The following is a 13826-nucleotide window of genomic DNA, read 5'->3' as shown; positions in this document are numbered from 1 at the left end:
GAATAAAGCAAACGCAGATGTGGATAGAGGAGGATACCATCTATGAATCAGATGATTGGACTTGTAGAAGATGATCCGAATATTCGAGATATTGTAGAAGGTTATTTAAATAAAGAAGGGTACCAGGTGATTGCTGTCGATACGGCAGAGAAGGCCTGGGATATTTTTCAGGAACAGACCCCTGATCTCTGGGTGCTGGACATCATGCTTCCTGGGATGGATGGGTATGAGTTCTGTAAAAAAATCCGTCAGACATCAGAAGTCCCGATTATTATTATATCTGCCAAAGATGAAGAGGTCGATAAAATACTAGGTCTGGAACTGGGGGGGGACGATTATTTAACCAAACCTTTCAGTCCAAGAGAGTTGGTGGCAAGGGCTAAGCGCCACTTGAAGCGTTGGCAGGCCATGAAGCCGAGTGAAGGTGAAGAGCAGGACACGATTGTAGCTGGTGAACTTGAATTGAATGATGCAGAGAGACAAGCTTATTTTCAGGGTGAAGAGATTGAAGTGACAACAAAGGAATTTGAAATGCTGAAAATCCTGGCTTCACAGGAGAATCGCGCCTTTGCCCGTGAAGAACTGTTAATAAAAGTTTGGGGAGAAGATTATTACGGAAGTGATCGTGCGGTCGACGACCTGATCAAACGATTACGCAAAAAGATGAAAGACCTGCCGATTGAAACGGTTTGGGGACACGGATATCGATTGAAGGAGAAGCGTACATGAAGCTTTTGTATCAGTTGAATGCCGCTTTTGCAACGTTAATCATCGTCATCATGTCCATCACCGCATTTTTTATCTACTCGTTACTAATGGACATGCTCATTCAGGATGAACAGCGACAGCTTGAGGGGAGAGCGGATCTTCTTGTGGACATTATCAATGATCAAGATCCTGAACGGAGCCCTGAACTTTCCCAACTATTGCAGGACAGAAATTATCCGATTTTATTATTCGATCGGGAAAATGACGAGATATTGTTCAGGACTATGCCGGCAGTCGTTGCCTATGCCTGGGTGGAACGTTATGAAGAGGAACTTATCGATCAGGAAGTTTGGGAAACGATGGGGGAAAAATACGTGGCTTATGATTTTCCTGTGAGCAAAGACGAGAGTCAGGTGCTCGTTATGGCCACGCCACTTAATGACTTACAGGCGGTCCAGTCCGTTTTTGCTTCACGTATGATTGTTGTTTTCCTCATTGGTCTATTCCTTGCAATCATCGTGAGTTATGTGTTGACCTGGCGTCTCGTGACCCCTCTTACAAAATTGAAAGAAGAAGTGAAAAAGATCGAAAAGCGTCAGTTTTCTGATGTAAAAAAAGTACACGCTTCTGGTGAAATTGGTGAAGTAGAGCAAAGCCTCAGGCACATGGCTGCAGAGCTCTCCAGGTACATACACTCCCAAAAGCAGTTCTTTCAAAATGCTTCACATGAACTTAAAACGCCTTTAATGTCGATTCAAGGGTACGCCGAGGGGATCAGGGATGGAGTGTTTGAAGGAGCGGCGGCAGAAAAGGGTTTGAATGTGATGGTGAGTGAGACCGAGCGTTTGAAAAAGATCGTTAATGAAATGATTTTGCTGGCCAAGCTCGACAGCAGCGAAGACGTGTATAACCCTGAAGGAACGGAGATATCTGAAGTGATTAGTCAGGCGAGGGATCGGTTGTATCCACTTGCTAAGGAAAAAGGTATTGAACTGAGAACGGAAGATATTCATTCGTACTATACATTCGTTGACAGGGAAAGAGTGCTGCAGGCCATGATCAATATATTGAGCAATGCGGTCAGACATGCGGAGAGTTCAGTAACAATGACAACAGAGAAAGAGCAAGGTCTGTATAGAGTAAAAGTGCTCGATGACGGACCTGGCATTCCAGAAGAACTTCTCCCTCAACTTTTCGAACGTTTTATTAAAGGAAAAGAAGGGGAAACAGGGCTTGGGCTTGCCATATCCAGAGCGATCGTTGAACGGAGTGGCGGGGAAATCCATGCCTACAACCGGAAAGGCACGCCGGGTGCAGTTTTTGAAATTGTATTCCGTGAAAAAGAGTGAGAAATACCAAACATGGTATAATAGAAGGCAGAGAACGATTCCATATGGAAGTGAGGAATACAGGATGGAAGCAAAACCTTGTATCGATTCATTAACAGTAAAAAGTTCACACGTTTTACCACCAGATACCAATAGTCACGGAACGTTGTTCGGTGGAAAATTAATGGCACATATTGATGATGTAGCAGCGATTGCAGCTGTCAGACATGCAAGAAAGCCGGTTGTGACGGCGTCTACAGATTCTGTCGATTTCCTGCAGCCGGTTTTTGAGGGAGACACCATTTGCCTGGAGGCATTCGTAACATGGACACATAACACGTCCATGGAAGTGTTCGTCAAAGCAACGACTGAAAACCTTTTGACAGGTGAAAGAAAGGTTTGTACGACTGCTTTTCTATCCATGGTAGCCGTGGATGAGACCAATGAACCTTCCCCTGTGCCAGGGGTGTATCCTGAATCAGACGAAGAAAAGTGGCTGCATGAGAACGCGCAGAAGCGCCATGAACACCGGAAAAACAGAAGGAAAGAATCCAAGGAGCTTGCTGAGAAGTTTGGTACTAGCTTTCCTTGGAAACGCGATTGCTAAAAAAAGCTTGGCTGCCGTTAACGGCAGCCAAGCTTTTCTCTATTTGAGCCGAACGAGCTCCGGTTTGCGCACCTCTTCTTCAGCACGGGTCGTTGTACAAAGGGAATCCCAATCGTGGGCTGCTCCGTCTCTCATTGTAATAATGCGATCAGCAATGGCTCTTGAGTCTTCTCGGTCGTGAGTGACGAAAATAGAAGTCGTGCCTGTTTGTTTGATGATTTCTTTCAATTCACTTCTAATTTTGATTTGGAGGTCTGCATCCAAATTACTGAATGGTTCATCCAATAGAAGAAGGGAAGGCTCCGGTGCTAGGGAGCGGGCCAGAGCGATTCGCTGCTGCTGTCCACCACTTAATTCATGGGGATATCTTTTTGCATAGCTGCTCATATTCACAAGTTCAAGCACTTCATGCACGCGATTCTTTCTTTCTTTTCTTTTCCAATTCTTTAATCCGAATTGAACATTTTCATAAACCGTCATATGAGGGAATAGAGCATAGTCCTGGAATACCATGCCAATGCCTCTTTTTTCAGGGAGTACAAACGTCCGTTCATCGGTCATCGTCTGGCTGCCGATTTTTATGGTTCCCTTGGAAGGTGTCTCAAGACCACACAAAAGGCGCAGCACGGTGCTTTTTCCACTGCCACTTTCACCAAGAATGGAGATGATTTCTCCTTGTTCGATATCGAGGTTGAAATGGTGGATCGTCAAATTCTTTGCGTTTTTATAACCGAAACAGAGATCTTTGATTTGAACGTACATATCAATTCGACTCCTTTTCTAAAACTTGATGAAAAACAAAAACGGCAATGGCACTGATGACAACGATGATGATGGAGGCAAGAGCAGCCTCATGAATCTGCTCGTCACTCGCGTACTTAAAGGCATTCGTCGATAGCGTTCCAAAGTTAAACGGACGCAAAATCAAGGTGAGAGGCAATTCTTTGATGATTTCGATAAAAGCGAGCAGAAACCCACTGATGAGCGGGGCTTTGATCATTTTCAAATCGACCTTGAAAAAGGTGCGTGTCATGTTCATGCCGAGCATCCTTGAAGCTTCCGTGTACTTATTTCCGATTTTATCAAAACCTGATTCGATGGAATTGTACCCAATCGCAAGGAAGCGAATGATGTATGCAGAGATTAAGATGATCAAGCTCGTACTCAAGAATAGGCGGCTTTCCAAGCCGGTAGCCTCATAAAAACGTGAAAGACCACTATCTAAACCAATGAAAACGGTACTGATCCCGACCGCGATGACGGCTCCCGGAATGGAATACCCTAAGATCGTCACTTTTGCTGCGGATTTTGATAATGCGCTCTGATGCATTCTGGCAAAGTTACCAATAATCACAGCGAACAAGACGATCAATAAGGCACCAACGAAAGAGACAAGAAGTGAATTCCATATGAGTGTCGTAAATTCGGGTGACGCGATTTTTTCAAAAGTTAACAACATCCAGTCGACGAGTTGGACGAATGGGATAAGAAACCCTAATAAGAAAATAAACAAACAGTACCCAAAAGCTCCCCATGCCTTCCAACCTTGTAATCGAGTAGGGTGGAGAGGGCGAGCTTTAGCCGTTGTCGATGCATATTTTTTACGGCCGCGGAGCACTTTTTCTAAAGTAAGGATGGCAAATACGATGAACATGAGGGTCGCCGATAATTTGATGGCTGAATTGAGATCATTCATCCCAAACCATGTTTGAAAAATCGCTGTACTGAAAGTCGGCACACCAAAATATTGGACAACCCCGTAGTCGTTCAATACTTCTAAAAGCACAAGACTCACGCCGCCGACAATTGCCCCACGGGAAATAGGGAGGACCACCCTGAAAAAGATATCTATCGGAGAGCGGCCGAGGAGCCTGGCATTTTCAATGAGTGATGCGGACTGGTTAGCTAGAAAAGCTCTTGTGATTGTGTACACATATGGAAAGAGAAAGAGCGTAAATATAAAGACGGCCCCCGGCAGGTTGAGAATGTTGAAGTAGACTTGATCCACCTCAATGCCCCAGTTGTTTCTTAATGTCGTTTGAATGACGCCAGTATAGTTCAAAATTCCATTGTATGTGTAACCTGCAATATATGGGGGGATGGCCAGTGGCAAAATCAGCGCCCATTTAAAGAACTTTTTCATAGGAAAGTCATAAGCCGATACAATCCATGCTAAACTCGTGCCGATGATGATGGTTAATATCCCTGTGAAAACAATGAGCAAGCCGGTATTTTTTAATAGATCCGGCAAGATGTATTCCTGGATGTGATTCCAGTTTTCCGCTTTTTGAGTAAAGAAGTTGAATAGGATAGTCACGTTGGGAATGAGAATCAAGATGACAATCGCTAGACTGAGGATCGACCAAATATTCATATATCCAGGAAGCTTACGTAAATTCAAGCGTGACACGTCCTTTATCCTACCAATCGCTCAGCCTTGAATGAAAAAAGCCGGTGAGCTTTCTTCATTCAAGGTTGAGTCCGCTTTAATGATAACAGTTCTCAACTGTTTTGTATAGAAAAACCGCATCATGGGAGGCATGATGCGGTTAGAAGGCTTATTATTTCCAGCCGACTTCATTCATGATCTGAATCGCACGGTCGTTGTTCTCACCAAGTTCATTCAGACGAATGTCCTGTTCCTTGAACTCACCCCAGCTTTGCAGAAGCTCAGAAGGCTCTACATTAGGGTTGACTGGGTATTCATAGTTTGCTTCAGCAAATTGTTTTTGTGCTTCTTCTTTGGAAAGGAACTCAATAAACTTCTGCGCGTTTTCTGTGTTTTGGCTGCTTGCTGTCACACCTACGCCACTGATGTTTACGTGAGTACCCGTTGTATCCTGGTTCGGGAAGATAATTCCTAACTGTTCAGCAACTTTGACTTCTTCTTCATCTTCAGACTTCAACATTTTACCCATGTAGTAGGTATTCATAACGGCTACATCACCTTCACCGGCAGCCACAGCTTTTGCCTGGTCACGGTCTCCGCCTTGAGGGTCACGTGCCATGTTATCTACGATGCCCTGTGCCCATTCTTTCGCAGCTTCTTCACCTTCTGTTGCAATCATAGAAGCGACAAGGGACTGGTTGTAAATGTTAGAAGATGAACGAATTAAGACTTTGTCCTGGAATTCATCTTTTGTTAGGTCCATGTAAGTTTGAATGTCTTCTTCATTTACGCGTTCTTTGTGGTAAGCAATGACACGAGCACGTTTTGTCAATCCAAACCAATTGTTGTCTTCATCACGGAATTTTTCCGGAATGTTTTCACTTAGTACATCACTTTCAATGGGTTGCAAAAGGTCTTGGGATTTTGCGCGGTGCAGACGTCCAGCATCAGCTGTAATTAAAAGGTCGGCTTCAGAAGCTTCGCCTTCACGGTCAAGACGAGCAATCAATTCATCGTCTTTTCCTTCAATCACATTCACTTTAATGCCAGTTTCTTCTTCGAACTTGTCGTAAAGTTCCTGGTCTGTGTCATAGTGGCGGCCAGTATATAGATTGACCTCTCCGCCAGTTTCTTCTGACGCATTTTCTTCGCTATTTTCTTCTGTGTTTGTTGTTTCTTCTTCATTTGAGTCTGTTGCTTCTTCCTGATCGTCTCCGCCGCAAGCAGCGAGCACGAACATAGAAAGGATAAGGATGAAGCTCATTAAAAACCATTTGTTTCTCATGTTCTTTCCACCTCTTATGTAAGTATTTTATCAATCATTGATAATGATTTTCATTCCAGATTCAATTCTAATAGATTGAACAAAGAAGTCAAGCGAATATTGAGAATTTTTTTCATTTAGAGTATTAGGTGGTTCTAATGTTCTATTACGCCATATGGCAGGATTGTGGAAGACTCGATTTCGAGATGTTTCGGGGGGGGAGCGTTGCTTGGGTTGAGCGTCAGGGTTGGCTGGGAAGCTGCTCGCTTTCCTGTGGGGGAGTGGTGAGCTTCCTCGGACTACGTCCTGCGGGATCTCACCTATCTTCTTTCTCCCACGGGAGTCTAGCAGCCGGGAGCGTTAGGGAAGTAGGGGGATTTCATTAAATAGGAAGTAGAGGGCAGTGGAGCACATGTGGTAAAATAGTTGAGTTCTTGTAGTTGTGTGTTTGTTTGTAAGCGATTATGGGAAATGACTTAAAATGGAAAATAATACTTAGAGAGGTGAAGGTTATGGTGGAAGATATACTTACTTTTCTGAACGACTGGATGTGGGGGACCATTCTTGTTGCCGCCTTGCTCGGCTTAGGATTATGGTTTTCGATCAAACTGAACTTTGCCCAGTTTACATACATACCAGAAATGTTTCGTGTTCTCTTTGATAAGCGATCCATTTCTGCTGAGGGCAAAAAAGGAACTTCTCCGTTCCAGGCTTTTGCCATTAGTACCGCTTCACGTGTCGGTACGGGAAACTTGGCAGGGGTTGCCGCTGCGATAACGGTCGGTGGTCCCGGCGCCGTTTTCTGGATGTGGATTGTAGCTATTCTTGGAGGAGCGTCAAGCTTTATTGAGAGTACCCTTGCACAAATTTACAAAGTCCCTGAAAAAAATCAGTATCGAGGTGGCCCGGCCTATTATATTGAAAAAGGGTTGAAGAACAGAGGGCTTGGTATTGTTTTTGCGATAACCATTACGTTTACGTACGGGTTAGTTTTCAGCTCCGTGCAATCCAATACAATTCGTCTAGCTTTTGAAAATTCCTTTAATATGGACAAGTGGCTTCTTGGAGGGATTCTTACCTTTATTGTTGCTCTTATCATATTTGGTGGTTTAAAACGAATTGCTCAAGTGACTCAGTTTATCATTCCGATTATGGCTATTTTCTATATCATCCTTGCTGCATACGTTCTAGTTGTGAACATCGGACAGGTGCCAACGATGTTTGGACAAATTTTCGCTGGTGCTTTCGGTTTTCGTGAAGTTGCTGGAGGTACTTTCGGTGGTATGATTTTAATTGGAATCAAACGTGGATTGTTCTCCAACGAAGCAGGTATGGGTAGTGCGCCAAACGCAGCCGCTACATCTGAAGTTACGCACCCTGTCAAACAAGGTTTGATTCAGACATTGGGGGTATTCACGGATACCTTACTTATTTGTAGTGCCACTGCCGTCATCATTCTATTTGCTGGAGATTATGTAGGCACAGACCTTGATGGAATTCAACTGACCCAGGAAGCGTTTGAATCTGAACTCGGTGCATGGGCGGCTAATTTTATTGCTGTAGCGATCTTCCTTTTCGCATTCAGTTCGATCATAGGAAACTATTACTATGGGGAGACGAACATAGAATTCATCAAAACGAGCAAACCAGCTATCTTTATTTACCGAGTGGCTGTGCTGCTTATGGTCATGTTCGGTGCGATTGCGGAGTTTGGTCTTGTATGGTCCCTAGCTGACTTGACGATGGGGATCATGGCGTTGATTAACTTGTATGCTATTTTCCGATTGTCATCTGTAGCTTATGCTGCATTGAAAGATTATCGTAAGCAAAAGAAAGCAGGAAAAGATCCGGTCTTTTATCAAGATCATCTCCCGGGTGTCGACGGGATGGAATACTGGAGAAGAGATCAATCCTCGGAGAAAGAACAAGGATAACAAACATAAACAGCCTCAGGATTTCGTTCCAGAGGCTGTTTTTCTTATGGCGCGGACGGGCATCCATTTATAGGATGCCCGTTCGCGCCAAACGAGGTACGAATCGCGCCAAACGAGGTACGAATCGCGCCAAACGAGGTACGAATCGCGCCAAACGAGGTACGAATCGCGCCAAACGAGGTACGAATCGCGCCAAACGAGGTACGAATCGCGCCAAACGAGAGTAGAAACGCTACATCAGTCTTCATACATGCAGATGTGATATGATGGACAGAGATATTCAGTAAAAGGAATGAGCGGAATGAGTTTACTATCAGTCAATCAATTGAGTAAAAGTTATGGAGATAAAGATCTGTTCGACGACCTCACCTTCACGATATCCAATCAACAACGGATCGGCCTGATTGGAGTGAATGGTACAGGGAAATCCACACTTATGAAAATTCTCGCAGGCTTAGAGAGTGGAGATTCAGGGGATATGGATCACGCGAAGGACTTCACGGTGGAATATTTGCCGCAGGAACCGGAATTAGATGAGAGCAATACAGTTCTTGAGCAAATCTATCACGGTGATGCGGAGATCATGGTTGTCATGAGAGCCTATGAAAAAGTTCTATTAGACTTAGCAGCTCATCCGGAGGATCCACAAGTCCAGGAACGTATGCTGGACCTTCAGCAAAAGATGGATGAAAAAGGGGCCTGGGAAGCCAACACGGTGGCCAAAACGGTTCTATCCAAGTTGGGGATCGAGTTTTTCGATAAGAAGATCAGCGAACTTTCTGGAGGACAGAAAAAAAGGGTTGCCATTGCGAAAGCCCTGATCCAGCCGGCTGACTTGCTGTTGCTGGATGAGCCTACGAACCATCTTGATAATGAAACCATTGAGTGGCTGGAAGAGTATTTAGCTTCCTATAGAGGATCACTCGTCGTCGTCACGCACGATAGATACTTTTTGAATCGTGTGACGAATTTGATTTATGAACTAGACAAGAGTCGCTTGTATATTTATGAGGGAAACTATGAAACATTCCTCGAAAAAAAAGCGGAAAGAGAAGAATGGGAGCGTCAGGCTGAACAAAAGCACCAAAATACGCTAAGTAGAGAGCTGGCCTGGTTGAAAGCTGGTGTGAAAGCGAGAACGACGAAACAAAAAGCTCGTAAACAACGCGTGGAAGCTATGAAGGAAGAAACCTTTGATACGAAGAAGGAAAATGTGGATATGGCGATCGGTTCTACGCGATTAGGAAACCAGGTGATAGAGTTGGAGGGAATCACGCACAGTTTTGGAGATCAACCGCTCATCGATGATTTAGATTACCTTGTCGTGCCGGGAGAAAGACTCGGAATCATCGGCCCGAATGGATCAGGCAAAACAACGTTGCTGAACATCATGGCTGAACGCATTCAACCGGAAACCGGAAGTGTCCACATCGGTTCGACCGTCAAAATAGGCTATTACACACAGGACCATGGAGAGCTTGATGAAAGTCTAAAAGTCATTGAATATATCAAAGAAGTAGCGGAAGTCATTACGACAGCCGATGGGGATGAAATTACAGCAGAACAGATGCTTGAGCGTTTCTTATTCCCACGTCCGCAACAGTGGACGTATATTAAGCGCCTTTCTGGAGGAGAGCGCCGTCGTTTGTATTTGCTTAGGGTTCTGATGAGCGAACCGAATGTCCTTTTCTTAGACGAACCGACTAACGACCTCGATACGGAGACGTTAAGTGTGCTGGAAGACTACTTGGAACAGTTCCCAGGTGTTGTCATCACGGTTTCACACGACCGTTATTTCTTGGATCGTGTCGTTGACCGTCTGTTAGCTTTTGAAGGAGATGGAGACGTTCGGAAGTTTCACGGCAATTACACGGAATACCTTGAAAAGAGAAAAGATGAGAAGAAAGTGGAACAGGTGAACAAGAAGCCTTCCACTCAGGAAGATACACGCCGTGCGAATCGAAAACGTAAGTTATCCTATCGAGAGAAGCAGGAATGGGAGACGATTGAAGACGAAATCTCCGCTTTGGAGGAGAAGGTTGAGCTTCTTGATGAGCAGCTCGCGGCAGAAGCGACGAACTACGATCGTGTCCAGGAACTTTCAAAGGAAAAAGATGAAGCCGAATCCGAATTGGAAGCCAAGATGGAGCGGTGGGAAGAGCTTTCCTTGATTATTGAAGGAGTAGAGGAAGAATGATTGAGTGGAGAGTGGAGAACCGTTGTTTTCCGCTCTCTTTTTTTATAATGAGGATTGGCTTATTTTTGTAGTTCCGTGCGTTTTATGGAATAATGAATACGGATACAAGCATTGACAGGAGGAATGTAATCATGAAAATGCCAAGCAAAGAAAACTTGGAAAAATATGCAGAATTAGCCTTACGTACAGGTGTCAATTTGCAAGAAGATCAATTGCTAATGATTAACTCCACGATTGCTGGAGCGGACTTTACACGCATCGTCGCAAGAAAAGCTTTCGAAATGGGTGCGAAAGATGTACATATTAACTGGGGTGACGATGAACTGACGCGCCTGAAATATGAACATGCTGATCAGGAGACGTTATCGGACGTTCCAGAATGGCAGAAACAGCAGTACACGTACTTTGCTGAGCAGGGAGCGGCGATCCTTTCAATTCGCTCTACAGACCCTGATCTTTTGAAAGGCATTGATGCAAGCAAAGTCGCAGCTGCTACCAAAGCGAGATCAGAAGCGATGTCCAAGTTCCGTGATTATACGATGAATGATCGTATTCAATGGTCGATTGTCAGTATCCCTATTCCTAAGTGGGCACAAAAGATCTTCCCTGGAGAAGAGGAAGATACAGCGGTTGAGAAGCTTTGGGAGCAGATCTTCAGCATTGTCCGTGTCGATCGTGAGGACCCGGTAGCTGCATGGGAAGAGCATAACCAAACATTGATCAAAGCTCGTGAATACTTGAATAAGAAACAGTACCAGAAGTTGATTTACAAAGCTCCAGGTACGGACCTCGAAGTAGCTCTGCCTGAAGGACACATTTGGAAGGGTGGACCTGCGAAGACGGTTGAAGGAAAAGTACAATTCAACCCGAACATGCCGACAGAAGAAGTATTCACAGCTCCTCATAAATATGGAGTAGATGGAAAAGTTTCCAGCACGAAACCGTTGAACTATGGTGGAAACGTCATCGACAATTTCACCTTGACGTTCAAAGAGGGGAAAGTTGTTGACTTCACAGCGGAAGAAGGCGAAGAGACACTCAAGCACCTTCTGGAAACAGATGAAGGTTCACGCAGACTTGGAGAACTGGCGCTTGTGCCGCATGAGTCCCCGATTTCTCAATCTGGTCTGATTTTCTATAACACGCTTTATGATGAGAACGCTTCTTGTCACCTTGCCCTCGGAAAAGCTTACCCGAATAACATGACAGGCGGGTCAGATATGAGCGCAGAAGAACTTGATCAACATGGTGTGAATGACAGTTTATCCCACGTTGATTTCATGATGGGATCCGGTGAGCTTGATATTGATGGTGTACTTGCGGACGGGACGACAGAATCCGTCATGCGTAAAGGAAGCTGGGCCATTACATTTGAATAAATAAACGAAAACCGGCAGCGTCTAAAAAGCTGCCGGTTTTGTTATGCATAAGCGAGATGGTTTTCTTCTTCTTGAAGGTGCACCTCTTTTCCAAAATAGACATCATACCATTGAATAAACACATAGACGGTCCAAATATAACGATGATGATTTCCTTTTCCCTCATAATGGTCGTCCAAGTACTGGACTAATGAAGCGGTGTGGAAAAATTCCTGAGCTGTTTCAGACGTTAAAGATGCTTTCACCAAGTCATAGTATTTTTTCTGTTTCAGCCAATCCCGGATAGGAACTGGAAAACCGACTTTTTTACGGTTCGCCCATTCTTCAGGGAGCACAGCCTTAGCTGCTTCTCTCAGTGCATATTTCGTGTCCTTGCCATTGGCTCTTAAAGAAGGAGCGAGGGAAGACGCGACATCCATTACTTTTGCATCCAAAAAGGGAACGCGTAACTCAAGAGAGTGAGCGGAACTCATTTTATCAGCTTTCTGAAGGATATCCCCAGGAAGCCAATGATGAAGATCTGCGTATTGCATCTTCGTCGAATCATTCGCCCCGGAAACTTTGGCATAGGTGTCTGATAAAAGGTCTGCTGGTTTACGATTCTGCCGGTAAGCGGGTTTTAGGACTTCGTGAGCGTCCTCAGGGCGGAAGACTTTCGCATGTCCGATGAATTTTTCTTCAATCTTCTCTCCACCACCTGTCAAAAAGGTGGTGATCCTATTTTTAGGAAGCTTAGAAGAAACAGTGGCAATGGATTTGCGAATCGCGAACGGCACTTTTTCATAAATCTTCTGTTCAGGGCTGATCTTATACCAATCATATCCTCCGAAAAGTTCATCGGCTCCTTCTCCTGAGAGAACGACCGTTACATGTTCTTTAGCCAATTCACTTAAGAAGAAAAGAGGGACGGAAGACAAGTTCGCATGAGGTTCATCCATATGATACTGAATGGTCGGAACCGCCTGGAAAAAATCATCCGCTGAAATTAACCGTTTATGGTTTTCGACTGCTATTTTTTGTGATAACTCTTCAGCGAGTCTCGTTTCATTAAACATGCCTTCATAATCTTCAAAGCCGATCGAGAACGTTTTATTCGGTTTCAATAAGCTCGTCACATAGCTTGAATCAATGCCTCCGGAAAGGAACGACCCTACTTCCACATCACTGATTTTGTGATGACGGATGGAATCATCCATCGCTTCCTGGATTTTCTCAATGGCTTCGTTTAAATCCGTTGTCTGCTCAGAATAAGAAGGCTCCCAGTAGGGTCTTATTTCAAAAACATTCCCATCATGGATCATATAGTGGCCTGGAGGAAGTTTGTAAACGCCCTTGAAAAATGTTTCCTCCATAGCCGAATATTGAAAGGTGAGATAAGGTTGCAGTGCTTCCTGATTGAAGGACTTGCAATATTGAGGGTGAGCAAGAAACGATTTGATTTCAGACCCAAATAAGAAGGATCCGTCTGTCGTTTCCTGTGTATAATAAAGCGGTTTGATCCCGAATGAGTCTCTGGCAATGAAGAGTTGTTTTTCAACTTTGTCCCATATGGAAAAAGCGAACATCCCCCGTAACTTCTGCAAAATATCCGTGCCGTATTGCTCATATCCATGAAGGACAACTTCACTATCCGCCTGGCTATGAAACGTGTGCCCCTGTAAAAGTAAATCCTCTCTTAAGTTTTGAAAGTTATAGATTTCTCCATTGAATACCATCACATACCGTTCATTTTCACTAAACATCGGTTGATTACCATTTTCAGAAACATCGATAATCGTCAGTCTCTGAAAACCTAAACTGATTTCTCTGTTTGTGTATGAACCTTGGTTGTCTGGTCCGCGGTGATGAATTTTTTCCATCATGTCCTGGATGAGAGCATGATTCTCAATGCCATTTTTATTGAAAATTCCAACAATTCCACACATGGAAATTCCTCCTTTTTAAAATCCTATACCTCATATAAGTAGGGAAGGGGATTGAAGCTCGCCTCCGGTCGGAAGCAGGTCCCCGTACCCTATTA

10 protein-coding genes are annotated in these 13826 nt (G+C 44.3%); 6 read left to right on the top strand and 4 right to left on the bottom strand.

What is annotated here, in order from left to right:
* Positions 1 to 42 precede the first annotated feature (42 nt).
* From DYE48_RS09845 to DYE48_RS09835, 3 genes are all read left to right on the top strand, one after another.
* Positions 43 to 729, top strand: a complete 687-nt coding sequence (locus DYE48_RS09845; protein WP_115823452.1) for a response regulator transcription factor — start codon at positions 43 to 45, stop codon at positions 727 to 729.
* Positions 726 to 2057 (top strand): sensor histidine kinase, encoded by a 1332-nt coding sequence (locus DYE48_RS09840; RefSeq protein ID WP_115823451.1) that lies wholly within the window; start codon positions 726 to 728, stop codon positions 2055 to 2057. Before DYE48_RS09845 ends, DYE48_RS09840 begins: the two co-directional genes overlap by 4 nt.
* A 64-nt stretch (positions 2058 to 2121) precedes the next feature.
* Positions 2122 to 2643 (top strand): acyl-CoA thioesterase, encoded by a 522-nt coding sequence (locus DYE48_RS09835; protein ID WP_115823450.1) that lies wholly within the window; start codon positions 2122 to 2124, stop codon positions 2641 to 2643.
* A 39-nt stretch (positions 2644 to 2682) separates the two neighbouring features.
* Here DYE48_RS09835 and DYE48_RS09830 read toward each other — a convergent pair whose 3' ends face one another.
* The 3 genes from DYE48_RS09830 to DYE48_RS09820 all read right to left on the bottom strand — a co-directional run bounded on the left by DYE48_RS09830 (position 2683) and on the right by DYE48_RS09820 (position 6317).
* Positions 2683 to 3405, bottom strand: coding sequence for an ABC transporter ATP-binding protein (locus DYE48_RS09830; protein ID WP_115823449.1), 723 nt, complete (start codon positions 3403 to 3405; stop codon positions 2683 to 2685).
* A gap of 1 nt (position 3406) precedes the next feature.
* Positions 3407 to 5017 (bottom strand): ABC transporter permease, encoded by a 1611-nt coding sequence (locus DYE48_RS09825; RefSeq protein ID WP_115823555.1) that lies wholly within the window; start codon positions 5015 to 5017, stop codon positions 3407 to 3409.
* A 187-nt stretch (positions 5018 to 5204) separates the two neighbouring features.
* The gene (locus tag DYE48_RS09820; RefSeq protein ID WP_115823448.1) at positions 5205 to 6317 is read right to left on the bottom strand and encodes a Fe(3+) ABC transporter substrate-binding protein; all 1113 of its coding nucleotides are present in this window, start codon (positions 6315 to 6317) and stop codon (positions 5205 to 5207) included.
* A 491-nt stretch (positions 6318 to 6808) separates the two neighbouring features.
* Between DYE48_RS09820 and DYE48_RS09810 the strand changes: the two genes are divergently transcribed.
* The 3 genes from DYE48_RS09810 (at position 6809) to DYE48_RS09795 (ending at position 11806) form a co-directional block, all read left to right on the top strand.
* Positions 6809 to 8230, top strand: coding sequence for an alanine/glycine:cation symporter family protein (locus tag DYE48_RS09810; protein WP_115823446.1), 1422 nt, complete (start codon positions 6809 to 6811; stop codon positions 8228 to 8230).
* Positions 8231 to 8531: 301 nt separating this feature from the next.
* Positions 8532 to 10427 carry an ABC-F family ATP-binding cassette domain-containing protein gene (locus DYE48_RS09800; RefSeq protein WP_115823444.1) on the top strand — a complete coding sequence of 632 codons (1896 nt, stop codon included), beginning with the start codon at positions 8532 to 8534 and terminating at the stop codon, positions 10425 to 10427.
* A gap of 131 nt (positions 10428 to 10558) precedes the next feature.
* On the top strand, positions 10559 to 11806 hold the full coding sequence (locus DYE48_RS09795) for an aminopeptidase (protein ID WP_115823443.1): 1248 nt from the start codon (positions 10559 to 10561) through the stop codon (positions 11804 to 11806).
* A gap of 41 nt (positions 11807 to 11847) precedes the next feature.
* On the opposite strand, the gene asnB is transcribed toward DYE48_RS09795, so the two are convergent.
* On the bottom strand, positions 11848 to 13731 hold the full coding sequence (gene asnB / locus DYE48_RS09790) for an asparagine synthase (glutamine-hydrolyzing) (RefSeq protein ID WP_115823442.1): 1884 nt from the start codon (positions 13729 to 13731) through the stop codon (positions 11848 to 11850).
* Between the last annotated feature and the right edge of the window lie 95 nt (positions 13732 to 13826).

The organism is Halobacillus trueperi (genome assembly GCF_003386945.1).
GTDB lineage: Bacteria > Bacillota > Bacilli > Bacillales > Halobacillaceae > Halobacillus > Halobacillus aidingensis.
Note: the sequence above shows the minus strand (reverse complement) of the source record. Positions and strands in the feature narration are given on the sequence as shown.

What these genes read in the sequence shown, in the direction of transcription:
- DYE48_RS09845 (WP_115823452.1), top strand. Translation starts at nt 43, where the DNA reads ATGAATCAGATGATTGGACTTGTAGAAGATGATCCGAATATTCGAGAT.
- DYE48_RS09840 (WP_115823451.1), top strand. Translation starts at nt 726, where the DNA reads ATGAAGCTTTTGTATCAGTTGAATGCCGCTTTTGCAACGTTAATCATC.
- DYE48_RS09835 (WP_115823450.1), top strand. Translation starts at nt 2,122, where the DNA reads ATGGAAGCAAAACCTTGTATCGATTCATTAACAGTAAAAAGTTCACAC.
- DYE48_RS09830 (WP_115823449.1), bottom strand. Translation starts at nt 3,405, where the DNA reads ATGTACGTTCAAATCAAAGATCTCTGTTTCGGTTATAAAAACGCAAAG.
- DYE48_RS09825 (WP_115823555.1), bottom strand. Translation starts at nt 5,017, where the DNA reads ATGAATATTTGGTCGATCCTCAGTCTAGCGATTGTCATCTTGATTCTC.
- DYE48_RS09820 (WP_115823448.1), bottom strand. Translation starts at nt 6,317, where the DNA reads ATGAGAAACAAATGGTTTTTAATGAGCTTCATCCTTATCCTTTCTATG.
- DYE48_RS09810 (WP_115823446.1), top strand. Translation starts at nt 6,809, where the DNA reads ATGGTGGAAGATATACTTACTTTTCTGAACGACTGGATGTGGGGGACC.
- DYE48_RS09800 (WP_115823444.1), top strand. Translation starts at nt 8,532, where the DNA reads ATGAGTTTACTATCAGTCAATCAATTGAGTAAAAGTTATGGAGATAAA.
- DYE48_RS09795 (WP_115823443.1), top strand. Translation starts at nt 10,559, where the DNA reads ATGAAAATGCCAAGCAAAGAAAACTTGGAAAAATATGCAGAATTAGCC.
- asnB (WP_115823442.1), bottom strand. Translation starts at nt 13,731, where the DNA reads ATGTGTGGAATTGTTGGAATTTTCAATAAAAATGGCATTGAGAATCAT.